This is a genomic window from Phocaeicola plebeius DSM 17135 (assembly GCF_000187895.1).
Lineage (GTDB): Bacteria > Bacteroidota > Bacteroidia > Bacteroidales > Bacteroidaceae > Phocaeicola > Phocaeicola plebeius.
The window spans coordinates 1-15,201 of record NZ_DS990120.2 but is presented as its reverse complement, the minus strand read 5'-3'; the positions used below and the strand labels follow the sequence as shown (position 1 = coordinate 15,201).

Annotated in this window: 19 protein-coding genes and 1 pseudogene; 18 read left to right on the top strand and 2 right to left on the bottom strand. The window is 32.3% G+C overall.

Going from position 1 to position 15,201, the window contains the following annotated elements; all coding sequences use genetic code 11:
• Window positions 1–70: 70 nt before the first annotated feature.
• From BACPLE_RS03810 to BACPLE_RS03725, 16 genes are all read left to right on the top strand, one after another.
• Window positions 71–1,081 (top strand): ArdC family protein, encoded by a 1,011-nt coding sequence (locus tag BACPLE_RS03810; RefSeq protein ID WP_005780952.1) that lies wholly within the window; start codon window positions 71–73, stop codon window positions 1,079–1,081.
• A 1,107-nt stretch (window positions 1,082–2,188) separates the two neighbouring features.
• Window positions 2,189–2,440 (top strand): hypothetical protein, encoded by a 252-nt coding sequence (locus BACPLE_RS03800; protein WP_004295365.1) that lies wholly within the window; start codon window positions 2,189–2,191, stop codon window positions 2,438–2,440.
• Between the two features lie 34 nt (window positions 2,441–2,474).
• Entirely contained in the window at window positions 2,475–2,690 is a 216-nt protein-coding gene (locus BACPLE_RS03795) for a hypothetical protein (RefSeq protein WP_007559101.1), read from the top strand.
• Window positions 2,691–2,761: 71 nt separating this feature from the next.
• On the top strand, window positions 2,762–3,151 hold the full coding sequence (locus BACPLE_RS03790; protein WP_007559098.1) for a hypothetical protein: 390 nt from the start codon (window positions 2,762–2,764) through the stop codon (window positions 3,149–3,151).
• Window positions 3,152–3,236: 85 nt separating this feature from the next.
• Window positions 3,237–3,377, top strand: a complete 141-nt coding sequence (locus BACPLE_RS19405) for a hypothetical protein (RefSeq protein WP_007559096.1) — start codon at window positions 3,237–3,239, stop codon at window positions 3,375–3,377.
• A gap of 16 nt (window positions 3,378–3,393) precedes the next feature.
• Window positions 3,394–3,585, top strand: coding sequence for a hypothetical protein (locus tag BACPLE_RS03780; RefSeq protein ID WP_007559094.1), 192 nt, complete (start codon window positions 3,394–3,396; stop codon window positions 3,583–3,585).
• A gap of 12 nt (window positions 3,586–3,597) precedes the next feature.
• Window positions 3,598–3,804 (top strand): hypothetical protein, encoded by a 207-nt coding sequence (locus tag BACPLE_RS03775; RefSeq protein ID WP_007559092.1) that lies wholly within the window; start codon window positions 3,598–3,600, stop codon window positions 3,802–3,804.
• A gap of 30 nt (window positions 3,805–3,834) precedes the next feature.
• Window positions 3,835–4,053 carry a hypothetical protein gene (locus tag BACPLE_RS03770; RefSeq protein WP_004295363.1) on the top strand — a complete coding sequence of 73 codons (219 nt, stop codon included), beginning with the start codon at window positions 3,835–3,837 and terminating at the stop codon, window positions 4,051–4,053.
• A gap of 18 nt (window positions 4,054–4,071) precedes the next feature.
• Complete coding sequence (locus BACPLE_RS03765) at window positions 4,072–4,389, top strand: hypothetical protein (protein WP_007559090.1); 318 nt, start codon at window positions 4,072–4,074, stop codon at window positions 4,387–4,389.
• 33 nt (window positions 4,390–4,422) lie between these two features.
• On the top strand, window positions 4,423–4,905 hold the full coding sequence (locus BACPLE_RS03760) for a hypothetical protein (protein WP_007559088.1): 483 nt from the start codon (window positions 4,423–4,425) through the stop codon (window positions 4,903–4,905).
• The gene (locus BACPLE_RS03755) at window positions 4,895–5,107 is read left to right on the top strand and encodes a hypothetical protein (protein WP_004295360.1); all 213 of its coding nucleotides are present in this window, start codon (window positions 4,895–4,897) and stop codon (window positions 5,105–5,107) included. The genes BACPLE_RS03760 and BACPLE_RS03755 overlap by 11 nt, the downstream gene beginning before the upstream one ends.
• Window positions 5,108–5,269: 162 nt before the next feature.
• Window positions 5,270–6,427 (top strand): replication initiation protein, encoded by a 1,158-nt coding sequence (locus BACPLE_RS03745; RefSeq protein WP_007559085.1) that lies wholly within the window; start codon window positions 5,270–5,272, stop codon window positions 6,425–6,427.
• Window positions 6,428–7,540: 1,113 nt separating this feature from the next.
• The gene (locus tag BACPLE_RS03740) at window positions 7,541–7,897 is read left to right on the top strand and encodes a plasmid mobilization protein (RefSeq protein WP_007557662.1); all 357 of its coding nucleotides are present in this window, start codon (window positions 7,541–7,543) and stop codon (window positions 7,895–7,897) included.
• 433 nt (window positions 7,898–8,330) lie between these two features.
• Complete coding sequence (locus tag BACPLE_RS03735; RefSeq protein WP_007559083.1) at window positions 8,331–9,893, top strand: relaxase/mobilization nuclease domain-containing protein; 1,563 nt, start codon at window positions 8,331–8,333, stop codon at window positions 9,891–9,893.
• Between the two features lie 16 nt (window positions 9,894–9,909).
• Complete coding sequence (locus BACPLE_RS03730) at window positions 9,910–10,533, top strand: ParA family protein (RefSeq protein WP_004295355.1); 624 nt, start codon at window positions 9,910–9,912, stop codon at window positions 10,531–10,533.
• 58 nt (window positions 10,534–10,591) lie between these two features.
• Window positions 10,592–11,026, top strand: a complete 435-nt coding sequence (locus tag BACPLE_RS03725; RefSeq protein ID WP_007557648.1) for a hypothetical protein — start codon at window positions 10,592–10,594, stop codon at window positions 11,024–11,026.
• A gap of 88 nt (window positions 11,027–11,114) precedes the next feature.
• Here BACPLE_RS03725 and BACPLE_RS03720 read toward each other — a convergent pair whose 3' ends face one another.
• Both BACPLE_RS03720 and BACPLE_RS03715 read right to left on the bottom strand, forming a co-directional pair.
• On the bottom strand, window positions 11,115–11,837 hold the full coding sequence (locus tag BACPLE_RS03720) for a TetR/AcrR family transcriptional regulator (RefSeq protein ID WP_007559082.1): 723 nt from the start codon (window positions 11,835–11,837) through the stop codon (window positions 11,115–11,117).
• A 2-nt stretch (window positions 11,838–11,839) separates the two neighbouring features.
• The gene (locus BACPLE_RS03715; protein ID WP_007559081.1) at window positions 11,840–13,075 is read right to left on the bottom strand and encodes an aminotransferase class I/II-fold pyridoxal phosphate-dependent enzyme; all 1,236 of its coding nucleotides are present in this window, start codon (window positions 13,073–13,075) and stop codon (window positions 11,840–11,842) included.
• A 168-nt stretch (window positions 13,076–13,243) separates the two neighbouring features.
• Here BACPLE_RS03715 and BACPLE_RS03710 point away from each other — a divergent pair, with 168 nt between their 5' ends.
• Both BACPLE_RS03710 and BACPLE_RS03705 read left to right on the top strand, forming a co-directional pair.
• Complete coding sequence (locus BACPLE_RS03710; protein ID WP_004295351.1) at window positions 13,244–14,242, top strand: DUF7689 domain-containing protein; 999 nt, start codon at window positions 13,244–13,246, stop codon at window positions 14,240–14,242.
• A 211-nt stretch (window positions 14,243–14,453) separates the two neighbouring features.
• Window positions 14,454–15,201: pseudogene (locus BACPLE_RS03705) on the top strand (hypothetical protein); the annotation flags it as partial.

The following is a 15,201-nucleotide window of genomic DNA, read 5'->3' as shown; positions in this document are numbered from 1 at the left end:
TGAAAATAAAGAGATAAATAAACTTTTAAAGCTGGTTTGGCTGCCAGTATAAAGAACAGCAAACAAAATTATGAAATCTACTTTTGATAAAAATGCAGAGAAGTTTGTAAACCTTATGGTTGAAAAAATTGAAAGCTTGTCTATGAATTGGCAAAAACCTTGGTTCTCTAAAGTCAACTCTAAACAGAACTTTTTACCACAAAATTTAACAGGTCGTACTTATAGTGGTGGAAACGCTTTTTTACTTTATTTTTTGTGTGAAAAATATAATTATCAAACTCCTGTTTTTTTGACATTCAATCAAGCACGAAACGAAGGTATTAATGTTCTAAAAGGTGCTGTTGCTTTTCCTGTTTATTATACATTATTTTGTGCTTATCATCGTCAGACAAATGAAAAAATTTCATATGATGAATATAACAAATTATCAGAAGAAGAACAAAAAGAATACCGTTTAGCAGCTTATACAAAATATTTCCAAGTTTTTAATTTAGACCAAACAAACTTTGCGGAAAAATATCCCAATAGATGGGATATATTAAAGGCTAAATTTTCAGGAGAGGAACAGCCACAAGAAGAGAAAGAAATGTATGTAAATCCAATACTTGATGAAATGAATAAGAATCAAAATTGGGTATGTCCTATTCAAACGGTTTCTAGTGATAGTGCGTTTTATTCAATATCAAATGATAGCATTACTTTACCTTTAAAGAGCCAATTTAAGGACGGAGAAAGTTTTTATGGTACAGAATTACATGAAATGGGACATAGTACAGGTGTTAAAAATAGACTAAATCGAAAAGGATTTTATGAAAATGATAAATTCAATTATGGGCGTGAAGAACTTGTAGCAGAATTAATATCGGCTTTGTCTGGTGTATATTTGGGTATTTCTGTAACCGTCAGAGAAGAAAATGCGGCTTATTTAAAATCATGGTGCAAAGCAATAAAAGAAGAACCTAAATTTTTATTTACTGTATTGGCAGATGCTATTAAAGGTAGTAAATTCATAGCCCAGCATCTAAATATAAGGCTAGATGTGGAAGAAGTTGAAGAAGAGAAAAATACAAAGGTTGCTTAAAGGTTCCTTCCCCCCTCATTGGGGGGAGTTCTTTTTTCAAACGCCAAAAAAGAACCAAAAAGGCTTAATCGCTTCACTTTGTTACGCTCCAATAGTTTTGCTATCGGTAAACCCACCCACCCTTCTAAGGTATGTTTCTTTATCCCTTCTGCAATCCTTAGTAAAGTTCCACTACCTTTTAGGTAACTCCACTTTAGTAAGCATTGCAGAAGCGGAAACATGACGCAAATTAAAATACATTCTCACTTTGAGAATACATTTTAATGCGTCTTGTTGTCTAACCCAATAAGAACTATAGGGAAAGAAATTGATACCGTACTTTTCGGAGTTCCGGCACTGATGGGTAAACATGGCATGATGAAATGATACCGAATTATCATTCCTGGCACACCCTGCAGAACGACCTTTTGATACCAAATACAAAAAGCAGCCGGAAGCCGGACGCAAAAAATTGATACCATAAAACATTAGGGAAAAAGAACAGGAACAAAATACAATATTATATATATAAATAATATGTGAATATATAATATATAAACAAATAATATATAATATGTGATTAACACGCTTCACTTCCAGAGTTCCAGAAAGAGCCACACGAAAAATCTTCTTTTCCCTAAAGTTCCTTGTGTCGTTTCTCTCTATACTTGAATACAGGAAAACGGCTGCATCATAAAAGAAAAGACACCGACACCATTCAGGAACTACCGCCCATCGGTAAAAGGATTGCATCTAATTGATACCTTTTCTGCCTGCACTGGAGAGAAACCGGGAAGGTATTTGATACCGTACTTTTCCGGGTTCTGCCCGGCATGGACGATAAGAGAACATTATTATGATACCAAAAACTTTAGGGAAAAATAAAACCTCGGCAGTCTATAAACCTAAAACCATTTTTAACAAAAATAATTGTCCTATTATTTGCGACATTTATAGAAAATCACTATCTTTGAGTATTGAAAATAAAGAGATAAACAAACCTTTAAAGCTGGTTTGGCTGCCAGTATAAAGAACAGCAAACAAAATCATGAAACATTGCTTCTTAAATCCATTTCGTAGCCAACTGTTAGTGCTATTTTTCAGTATTAATTCATTAATCATTTTTTTATGAAAAAAGAGTTTACATTACGCTTAGACGATGCAGCCTGCGCAGAGTTAGAAAATCTAAAAAAATTATCTGGTGAAAAAACAGATGCTAAAGCTATTAGATTTGCTATTCAGAATTATGCAACTTTGAATGATAGGTATATTGAAACACAACGGCAAATAAGGACGTGGAAAGATAAATATGCAGCGTTAAATAAAGCTGTTGATGATTACTTGTCTTCTTTTGAAGCATTGAAGAAAACTACAGATTGATAGTCAATTATTAGAAATGTGAAAGGATTAATTTATGATTGGAGTAGAGAAGAAAATTTTCAGATTATCTAGTTCTGTGTTAAATCGTACTTTTAAGCAGGAAAAGAGTATTTTTTGTTCAATGGTGTTACGATTGATGGATACAGAAAACTATGCAAACAATTATTGCGATTCGCTAAGTCTTGTTCTTGAACTATTTCCAGAGATTGATAGGGAAAAGCTAGAAAAAGAATTGGATAAATACGTTTGATAGTATTTGAAATCAAAAATGGGCTATTAAACTAGTTAATAGCCTTATTTTAATACATAAATTCATGAAATATGGCAGCGGATATGACAGATGAAACGATTGCACAATACATGGAACGCATCGAGAAAATGAGCATAAAAGAAATTCAAAAAGAAATTGAATTTCTGGAAAGCCCCGGTTACAACTGTGAAGGACTGGTATGTGCAGACGGAGTAATTACTCCCCGGACAAAAATGCATCGTAAGGTTCTTTGGTATAAGAGAATGAACCAAAAGAGCCTAACAGCCCTGCAATGGGCAAAAGAAGGATATGTTGTAAATCCGGATGCAATAGGAAGAAAGTGGAAAAACAATCCTCACAATTCAAAGGCTATAATATATTATGTATCAGATGAAGTACATGAGGACAAAGAAGCGGCTAAAGAATTTCTCAAATCGAGGCGTAAGGAAAAGAAAGAGTAGTCTTTAGTTCACAGGTCTCTTTTCCAGATATATAAGTCAAGATAAAATGGGATTATCATACCAAATAACGCATAACAGAATAGTAATGAATCAAGAAAGAACATTAACCTTTGGTAAGTATAAGGGAACACATCGAAGTAATATTACTGGAGGCTTCTCAGCAGGTGACTTCGGTGGTTTAATTTATTCAATCGAAAATTTCAATGAAAGTGAATATGAGTTTTAACCAATAAAATGAAGATATGAATAATGAATTTATTGATGGTATTTGGTTTGCTGTTCAGCATATTGTAGTAGTCAGAGATATGCCAGCAATCGCAATAGGGATAATTAAGGAATCGAATCTTTCCATTGATGATTGTAAGGCTGCGCAAAAAAGGAGTGGTTCTTTTCACAATCAGATGATGAAGTTTATTGAAACAGAATTAGCGTAAAACAGTATAAATATGAGCAAAATTGAAGAAGCCTTCAGAGGCTTAGGAAGAACAGAGAAAGTGAGATTCATTTCGCAGAACATCGAGTATGCAAATGCGGTTGCAGTAGCCAGTTATGTAAAAGGTTATCTTTTCGATGTCCTTAATGATGTCGGAGATGATGAGTATATAGCAGCGTATCTCAGAGAAAAGGGATATGAAGTAAAAAAACAAGAATAATCCTCAAATCGATATATAAATAAACGAATTATGAATGAAAGAACAATCCAAATAGACGTAATTGGAAAAATAGAAGGTACTCAATTTATGAAGTGTAAGCTATATACAAATGAAAATATTGTCATTATCATGATGAATGAATTTGATTATGAACGGTTGAAAGAAGAAGGAATCTTCATAAGAGATGGCAAAAGTCGAGATTCAGCCGGGGTGTTGAATACAACCAATACTTTCATCGAAAAAAATTAATACTCAAAACAAAAAAGAATGATTATGGATAAAAAAGAAAAGAATTTTGCCACATACAAAGAATTTGCAAAGATGCTTCGGGAAGTGGCAAACATATACTCTAAACTGGGTGACGAACCATTGTTGAAAGAAGGATATGAGTATAACGCCATTAGAGATGCTGTTCAGTATGTAACGAACAAACACGATTTTGGTTACTTTATACAGCCTTGGAAGGATGAGTTTCTACGTATGCCTTTTGATGTGACGAAGCGAAAAAAATGGGCTGATTATGTGGCTGAATGCCATGCTACAGGAAAGGAAATAGATTACGATAATTATGATTGGGATAAATGACCATAATTTTTCGAATAGTGTGAAAGGGAATAGATGTCATATAATCAAAATATAGATAGAATGTTTATTGAATATAAGGTATATCGTAGGGTGTCAGATTTGAAGCCTTTTATATCTAGGGATGAACTTCCTTCTTGTCAGATGATTGGGAAAAAAAAGTTTGTAGGAAAAAAAGCAAAAATGGAGGCTGTTTATAGACTTACAGGGAAACGTTTGCCAGAAGACTATACAACAGAGCAGGTAAACAATTTTCTTACGGTAGAGCTTTTTAATACGTCTTTATGGCATAAGTATAGAAAGATTTACAATGAAGTTTCCAATGAAAAAGAAATTGTTGTTGAGAACTATAGTTATCAATATACATTAGTTGTAGAATTAGCAAATAAATCGAATTTATCATTGGATGAAGGAAAAATTGTACATTTTGTTATGTGCGAACTGTTAGGAAATCCTTGTGAAACGTATAAAGGGATGAAAAACCCTATAATTTCTTTACGAAAAGATTATGATAGATAAAGCAAAAACATTAGATGAATGCTTTAAGGAACTAATTCTTAAAAGAGGTTGGTCTAAAAATAGTCCATATGACCGCCGAACTGCATCAAGGCATAAAAAGCAATTCCTTGAAGGAACGTTGCCCGATGAATTTAAAAGAGTATATTTGCAAAGTGCTGGTTATACAATAGTGCAGCCGGAGCTTTGGCGACAGGAATTATAAAACAAAGAAAATGGACTGGAGGAACATAATAAGAAATCTATTAGAAATTATCATTGCTATTTTTAGAATGATTTTCATAGGGCTATTTTATATAGCCAAGTTTATGTTTGTGTTCTTTATTCTACTTTTTTTTGGAGTATTAATCAGTCAAAATAATAAGCGATGGTAAATAGAGAAATAAAAGCCCGAAAACGTGCGGTGAAAGAAGAAAAAGAAGAAATAGACGGTGAGATTGTTAGAATTAGGAAAGGGCATCCTCGTACAAATCTTCCTGTGAAACTCCCAGAAAATCCCACATGGCTGAAACAACCTAATGTAGTTACATTAATGGCTGGTGATTTTAAGACAGTACAGATTAGAATCTTAATTGCTGTTATAGAGAAATTACAGGATGTCATAGAATTAAGTATTCAGCATCTAGATAAATATGGTACATCTATTCCATGCGAGCAATTATCTTTATTTCAAGAATATTCAGACCGTATAAGAGTAGATATCGCATATCGGGATTTGGGCGTTAATCCAGACCAATACAAGGAAGTAAAAAGCATGGTTCGTAAATTAATCAGTATTCCTGTAGAGCTTGATGTTAAAGACCCAATAACAGGTGAGGATAGTTGGTCTATTACTGGTTTATTCACTAAGGCAAATATACCCAAAACTCCTTATTCAAGAGGTTTTTCTTTAGAAATGGATAGAGAGGTTGCTAAAGTTTTCATTAATGTTGATAGAGGTTTTACACGCTATATAAAAGAGATAGCTTTAAGAGCGCAAAGTAGATATACAATAAGAATGTATATGCTGATTAGCTCATGGAAAGAAAAAGGTGGTTTTTCTATCTATGTGGATAGATTTCGGAAATTCTTAAAATTAGAAGATAAATACCCCGAATTTAAAGATTTGTATAAACGTGTAATACGCCCTGTTTACGATGATTTGTTTGAACAGGCTGATTGCTGGTTTGAAATGGCAGAAGTTTATCGTAATTCAGGCGATACACAGCCTTATAAACTTAATTTCAAAGTTATTAAGTCTGCATTATCAAAGAAGGAAGAAGAACTATTAAAAGGACAAAAGAAGATGATAACGAATTTTTGTTCTTTGCACTTTGCAATGAAGGACGAGCATTTGCAGCAGTTTATTCCACAGATTACATTAAGCAACTATAAAGCAGTAGTAACTAAGATGCTTTATCTAGGCGAATATGTTAGAGATAACTGGAATAAAATTTCAAATAAAGCAGAATATTGTTTATCCGTATTATTAAAAGAAGTAGAAATACTCCCCGGAATGATTGGAGAAGAAAAAGAAGATGAATAAAAGTTGGGTTTTTGTCCCTAGGAGGGGTCTAAAAGTTGGGTTTTTGTCCCTAAGAAGTTGGGTTTTTGTCCCTAAGAAGTTGGGTTTTTGTCCCTAAGAAGTTGGGTTTTTGTCCCTGATTTTTTACCATTATCTGTTGTTTTTCAGATAGTTACCCTTTCATTTTTAAGGGTACTACCATCACTAGCTGATAAAAAAAACCTGATAATCATACCAACACACAAAAAAGGAACTTTTCTTATTACATAAACCCATAAAAAAGGAACTTTTCTCATAATCTTAACACAAACTTTAGGGAAAAGAACATCTATTAACAAAAAAAGACACTATATGATACAAATAATCAATCAAAAGTTGGGTTTTTGTCCCTATCTAAAAAAAACATATTTTAAAAAGTTGGGTTTTTGTCCCTATGCTTTTTTGATATACTGTAGGGAAAGAAATTGATACCGAATTATCATTCCTGGCACACCCTGTAGAACGACCTTTTGATACCAAATACAAAAAGCAGCCGGAAGCCGGACGCAAAAAATTGATACCATAAAACATTAGGGAAAAAGAACAGGAACAAAATACAATATTATATATATATAAATAATATGTGAATATATAATATATAAACAAATAATATATAATATGTGATTAACACGCTTCACTTCCAGAGTTCCAGAAAGAGCCACACGAAAAATCTTCTTTTCCCTAAAGTTCCTTGTGTCGTTTCTCTCTATACTTGAATACAGGAAAACGGCTGCATCATAAAAGAAAAGACACCGACACCATTCAGGAACTACCGCCCATCGGTAAAAGGATTGCATCTAATTGATACCTTTTCTGCCTGCACTGGAGAGAAACCGGGAAGGTATTTGATACCGTACTTTTCCGGGTTCTGCCCGGCATGGACGATAAGAGAACATTATTATGATACCAAAAAAACTTATCTAATTGTATTTTTTTCCCTTTTGTTTGGGAGGGTGTTTAGTAATTTATATATTTGCGTTTGTAGAAATTAATAGCAAGATGTGTTTTTGTGGACACAAAAACCAAATCTTGCCTGATAAATCAGGAGTTTAGCCCCCTCGCAACTTGGGGGCATATATTATTTAGTATCATAGTATGAAAGCAAATAAAAGAGATAGAATAGTGAAAGTTCGCTTAACGAATTTAGAATATGAAGAACTAACTAAAGCTTCTAAATCTAGCAAATGTATGTCAGATTATTTTAGACAGAGAGTCTTTAGGAAAGGAGTTGGTCTTATTGACCCTAAAGAATTTATTCGTTCGATGGATGAAATTTGTTTGGAAATGAAACGTATAGGAAATAATATAAATCAGTTGGCTAGGTATGTAAATATTCATAAGGAAGAAGTTAATCAAGAGGTTCTTAATGAGGTAGAAAAGAAAATGGCAGACTATGTAATTATGCAAGATAAATTGAATGTTACTTGGCGTAAGTTGATGTCAATCAAATAATATATGTATATATAATATTTATATATATAATTTTAGTGATAAAGACAGCGTTACTATTTCTTTTCCCTAAAGTTCCTTGTGTCGTTTCTCTCTATACCTGAATACAGGAAAACGGCTGCATCATAAAAGAAAAGACACCGACACCATTCAGGAACTACCGCCCATCGGCAAAAGGATTGCATCTAATTGATACCTTTTCTGCCTGCACTGGAGAGAAACCGGGAAGGTATTTGATACCGTACTTTTCCGGGTTCTGCCCGGCATGGACGAAGAGAAAACATTATTATGATACCAAAAACTTTAGGGGAAAATATTATATATATAAATAATATATGAATATATAATATTTGTATATTTATTGTATGAATAAATTATATTGAAATATTCTTTTATTGAATATTTGTTTGTATATTTGCGGTGTGAAGTTATAAATATGGTAGTAGTAGTTTTAAAAGCGGCAACTTCTTTCGCTGGTATTGATTATAATGAGCGAAAGAATGAGGAAGGCAAGAGTGAACTTCTTGTTGCAGAAAATTTTGCTATGAATCCAGATAATTTGAAGAAGTCGGATTATATAGCTTATATGGAATCTGTCTGTAGGACTAATCCAGCGGTCAAGGCAAAACAATTTCATGCAGTGATTTCATGTAAGGGGCGTGAATATTCGGCAGAGGATTTGAAAAATGTAGCTTTGCAATATATAAATAAAATGGGTTATGGAAATAATCCTTATATGATATATTTTCATTCTGATACAGAAAATAATCATGTACATATTGTTTCTACACGAGTACAGAAGAACGGACAGAAGGTAAAAGATAATATGGAAGCTGTGCGCTCACAGAAAGTCATAAATCAAATAATGAATGTTGATTTAGCTTTGAAGGCTAAAGATGATATTTCAAAATACATGGAGTTTTCTTTTTCTACAGTGCAGCAATATAAGTTGTTACTTGAACAATCAGGATGGAAATTAAGAGAAAAGGATGGATTATTAATTTTGTATAAGGGTGGTGAAAAGCACGCTTCAATTCAATTAGAGCAGATAAAAGATAAAGCTAAACAATATACACCTGATGAAGAAAGAAGAAAACAGATAACAGCTCTTTTATTTAAATATAAGCAAGGACTTTCCTATACAGAACTTCAAACTTTGATGAAAGATAAGTTTGGTATAAATTTAGTCTTTCATACAGGAAAAGGACATACTAAACCTTATGGATATACATTAATTGATTATAGAAATAAGAGAGTTTTGAAAGGTGGGGAAGTTATGGATTTGAAGGAACTTTTAGTAGAGCCTAATAAACAAGCAAAAGTTGAACACTGTAATAGTATAATTAATCTTCTTTTGAAAGATGGAACAAAATATACAATGGATAGTTTCAAGAAATTAATGTTAGATTACGGTTATAGGTTTTCAATGAATGGCACAATATTTATAAATGGTGATGATAAGGCTTTATTGGTTCTTGATAAAAAACTGTTGAAAGAACTTAGATATAATAGCAGAGTGTATGAAGCAAATAAATTTAATGTTGCTACACTTAAAGAAGCCGAGTTGTTAAGTAGAATTTATCATGTGAAAAAAGATGATATTTTGATTCAAGAGCATATGGATAAAAAAAATACTGTCTATACTGATATGATAAATAGTTATTTGGCTCATAGTTCAGATTTACATTCTACATTAAGAGAAAAAGGAATTCTTTTTGTTGAAGATGATAATTTAGTTTATCTAATAGATAAAAAGAATAAAGTAATCGTAAGTACTGATGATTTAGGAATCAATATTATAAAAGATGGCTATAGTAAAGATAGGATTACTCTAGTTACTCTTGATAAGATGGAAAGAATAAATGTTGAACAAGATTCAGAACTGGCAAGGGGATTTAATCTGATTGATGCTATTTGTGATATTCTTAGCCAGCATATAAATGTACAGCAAGATAAATCTCCTAATAGGAAAAAGAAAAGAGGACAGCAACAAAATTAATAAATATAAGTAAGATATGATAATATTATTTGGGAATCAGAAAGGCGGTTGTGGTAAAACGACTAATTGCATACAATTTGCCAACTATCTAGTAGAAAAAGGAAAAGAAGTTCTAGTATTGGATTTAGATTTTCAGCGTTCATTATCGGATAGAAGAAAAGAAGATATTGCGACCTATGATAATGAACCTAAATATGAGGTTATACAAACCGATATATCTAATGTTGCTAAAATTATTAGTGATTTTACTAAGGTTGAGCAAGGAAATCTATTAATAGATTTGCCTGGTAAGATTGATGATGATGCTCTGGGAACTATTCTTAAAGCTGCGGATATAATAATATGCCCATTTAAATACGATAAATTTACAATGGATAGTACAGGTTTTTTTATCCAAGTGTTACAGTATTTAAATGTAAAAGCTAAAATATTCTTTTTACCTAACAATATGAGAACTGCGGTAAGATATGAAACAAAAGAACAGGTAGTTGATATTCTTAAGCAAGTTGGTTTTGTTACAGATGAAATACCAGCTTCTGTTGCTATGGAACGTATAAATACATTAGCAATTAGTAATGAGTGTATTGATAAGGTGAAGAATGCTTATGATTATATCATTCAAGAAGGAGCAATAAAATAAAATATTCTTTTAATAGATATTTGTTATAAAGTTATTCATTTATTGTATATATTTGCACATGGCTGATAAATTAAGGAAAAAGCAAAATGAAGGTATTTCTAGTGTTCTGGAAATAGCTAAAATGATAAGAGGTGAAGAATTGCATGGGAGTAGTATAAATGAAGCTCCTATTCAAGAAGCTAAATATGAAGTTGAAGAGGAGAAAGAACCACTTCATGTAGAAATGGAAACAACTTCTTCGGAAGTTTTTAATTTTAATGGCTCTAGTGAAATGGATTTGACGGACTTATTAGAGTACATTAAAGGAAAAAATTATAATTGCAAGGAAGTTCTATATGTTGATACAGATGTAAAAGAGGTGTTTGGGTTGCTCAAAGCTAAAGCCAAAATACCTATTTCATCTTTAGTTTCGTTTATTTTGGAAGATTGGTTAACTAAACACCGTAGCGACATAAGTTCTTTGATTAAGCAAAAAAAGAACCGTTTTCTTTAGTACAGAAAAAGGGTCGTTTTGTGAAACAAAAGATTTTTGGTTAGGCTATAGACCCGTCCAATGGGTTTTTCCTCATTGGACGGATATTTTAGATAGAAACAATAATTTCTTTAGGGATTCCTGTATAATATGCTATTTTTTCTACAGGAATATTATCTTCTCTCATTTTTATTATAATATCAATATTTTCTTTAGTAATAGAAGAAGGTATAAACGTAAATAAAATGTCTGACAATTTGCTTATAGCCTTAATAACTTTTTGTTTGTCAGATTCTTTTTTTAAGTCTATTTCACTGAAAGTTGAAAGTTTATCATGCAAAATAAGATAATATATTCCTCCTATTATTAGTGCAGATATAGTTACAATGTCAATATCTGTATTGGAGAATATGTTTGAGAATTTTTGGCATAAAGGTAACGTGTGCAATTCCCGTAGTTGAGCGGTACGTTGACTAGTTTCATTGTTATTAGCTAGTTCCCATTTTAGAAGTTCTTGCATGATTTTATTTTCTGATAAAGATTGAAATAAACCTACAAGAATGTTCATATATAGTGCTTTATCGTTACTAGATTGTTTTTGTGATTTTACAATATCGCTAAACCAATAGTCGTATTTTTTTACATACTCGTCAATGAACTTATTCAAATCATCATATCTGTTATAGAATTGTACAGGCTCAATTTCAGCTTGTCGCATAATACCTGTAACTGTTAGATTAGAAAATCCTTCAGTTTCAATTAAATGGGTTGCCGCATTAATAATGCTTTCCTTTATGTCTTTGGCACTTCTTCGCTTTCTCCTTTCTTTCATTATTATTTTATTTTTATGTTCTTATTTATATCATTAAGAGTATTGACTAAAGATTCTAATTGTTCAAGTTTATGCGTGGCAAGAACGCTGACCCTTAATCTTGCTTCTTTGGTTCTTACAGCCGGATATACAATTCCAATTGTAAAGATACCTTTTTCTTGCAACATTTTAGCAATTTCGTAAACCTTTTTATTATCTCTTATCATAATAGGAAAAATAGGGGAAACAGATTTTCCTATGTCGAACCCTTCTTCTTTCAACCGTTTTCTAAGATAGTTCGTATTTTCCCAAAGTTTGGTTCTTATTTGTGGTTCTTTTTTTATAATCTCTAAAGCTTTTAGTATGGATGCTGTGACTTGTGGGGTAGGGGCTGCTGAAAACACATTGCTGTCCGCATAAAATTTCAAGTATTGTATTATCTTCTTCGAAGCTGCTGCAAATCCCCCTACGCAACCAAATGACTTGCTGAATGTGCCAGTAATAATATCAATTTGACCTAAACAGTTATAGTATTCAGCTGTTCCTCTGCCATTGGCTCCCATTACTCCTATTCCATGTGCATCATCTAACATCAGCATGGTTTCATAAGTCTTGCAAAGAGTAATAATTTCCGGAAGTAAAGACAAATCCCCATCCTGGGAATATACACCATCTATTATTACAAGTTTAGTTTGATATTGCCCTTTGACTTCTTTTAGTACCTTCTCCAAATATTCTAGGTCGTTATGCCCAATTCGTTTTATATTTGTTCCTTTTAGTCCAGCCATTGCGCTTGTGTGGATATAAGGGTCTATCAATGCAATATCATTTTGACCCAATAAGGCTCTTAGTATTCCGGCATTTGCTCCAAATCCGGAAGAAAATAAAATAGCTTCTTCTTGTCCTACAAAAGAAGCTATTTCTTTCTCTAGCTGTTGGTGTATGTCGAGATAACCACCTATTACTTGTGCAGCGCAAGCACCTGTTCCATATTTTTTTATAGCATCTATACCTGCTTGTTTAGTTTCTTCTCTTTGTGACATACCTAAATAATCATTAGAAATAAATGCAATAACAGGTTCGTTGAAGCCTTCAATTGCCATTGTTGAACCGATACCTGTATGTGAAGTTATCCAATAGCTTTTACATCCGAAATCATTTAGTTGCTCAATGTACTGCTGGAAATCATTTGCTCTCTCAATAGCATTTTTCCCATAGGATAGTTCAAAGTCTTTTAATGAATGATAAGTTTTTTCCATATTAGTATAATTTAGATTGTATATTGCAAAAATAGCAAATATATTATGTTTTTAAGCATTAACAGTGGAAAAAACAATATAATTCTTATATTATATACAATTTGTATTGTATATTTGCGATATGCAAATGCATTTGCTGAATAATTACTAACTTAAAAATATCGTTTTATGAGAAAACAAATTTTAATTTTATTAGGTTTCTCTTTTAGTCTTATTGCTTGTCAGCAAAACGAAGAGATTGGTTCTGTGGAGGATAATGCCAATCCAAACGAACTTACTACTAGAGCTGCTTCTATGAGAAGGGTTCCTACACAAGCGGAAAAGGATAATCTTAAAAAGGATTTCCCAAATTTAGATGTAAATAATATTTCTGTAACAGGAGAAGCAACAGGTACATATAATTGTATTGCTTATTCTATGGGGATAACTAACAAATGGATTGACCCAGAATCTTTTTACAATGATTTTATAGAACAGTATAAAAATGCTAAAACTTTATATGGTTCGTCTTGTAATTATGAACAGACTAGTACAGAAGGTAGCAATGCTACTGTTGATGGTTGGGGAACAAGTAGTATAGATATGACTCATGGAAGTGTTGTATATAGTAGCGGTACTTGGGAGTCAAAACTTGGGCGTTATTTGCGTATTACCCATAAAAGGAGTGAGCTATCTGGCACTTTGTATGGTAGAATTTTGGTTTCTTTTATCGAGAGTAGAACAAAGACTGATATGTCGGAGATAAAGGAACTTGCAAAACAGATAGCACAAGAAGATATTGAACTTTCTGATGCAGAAAAACAAGCTGTCATTGATAAAGCTGCAAATATTAATTGTGAGGTAAAGACTAAGTTTAACGATTTGTTTAATTCATGGAACGAAGAAATTTCAATAAATCCACAAACTAAATATAGTTCAAGTACTCTCGCTTATACAACATTACCACAGTTTAAAGAAATGCAAGCGATGGGTAAAAATATTATTCCGTTAATAATGGAAAAACTTTTAGATGAAGATAATTTCTTTTTGCTTCCTCTATATGATGCTATACAGACTGATTCTCAATTAAAAATAAGCTATAAGAAAGGTGATGCAAAGATTCTAGAAGGAGAACAGAATAAGGCTAAAAGAACAGTTCGTCTTTGGCTAAGTCTTTCGGGAAATTAAGTAAAATATAACTGACTTTTTGGGATAAATAGCTCTTAACGTAATATGCTGTAAGAGCTATTTATATATTTACCTAAAAGTTTTTGGCATCATGGATTTGTTTTCTCTTCGTCCTTTTGTATATGTGGCGTATTCGCGTGCGTCAGAAAGTAAATCTACGTGAACTCTATTGTGTATTTGTTTCTAAGGACATAATTTTAAAACTATATTTATGAAAAAAAAATTCTATTCTTTTTGGGGCGTAAGTCAATTATTGGTAGGAGCAATGACTATTGGTCTTGTCTCTTGTGAAAAAAGTTCTGAACTTTTATATGATTTTTCGGAAACATCAGAAAGTTCAATCCAGTCAAGAGCTATCTCTGTTGCTGACTCTGTGAGTCTGTTTTCTAATATAGATGAGTTTAAAAAAAAGCCAGAAACGAAATCTTATTCTTATTATCCTGAGACAGATGAATTTTATTCATCAAATATGTATGCTGTTAGAGAGCTTCCTTTTGCGTTGAAAGTCAGAGGAGGTGGAGTGGTTGGACAGCCTTATCTTTCTACTCAAGGAATGAGAAAAGAATTGATACTTTCAGCTTATAGTTCTTCAAAATTCTATTTAAAGATTTTGCCACCTAGTAGTGGAATACCATATTTGATTTATTCAAAGTCTTATAATAAGCCATTGGTTTGTGGTCAATATAACAATGACCCAAACAATAAACTTGTTTTTGTTTGGGACTCGGAAGATATAAGTTCTGGAAGTTGGGACCTTATACCATCAACATATAAAGGATATTTTAATATTGAAAATCAGACATATTTAGGAACGGCAGACCCCAATAATCCTTGGAGTGTGTTTAATTATTCTATAGAAGTAAAGAGTAATGGGCAGGTAGGGTATGCAAAATATAATAAGCAACCACAGCAAGAGTTTCTATTAGAGTTTCAGGATAAATTTAAAGTAAAAGAAATAG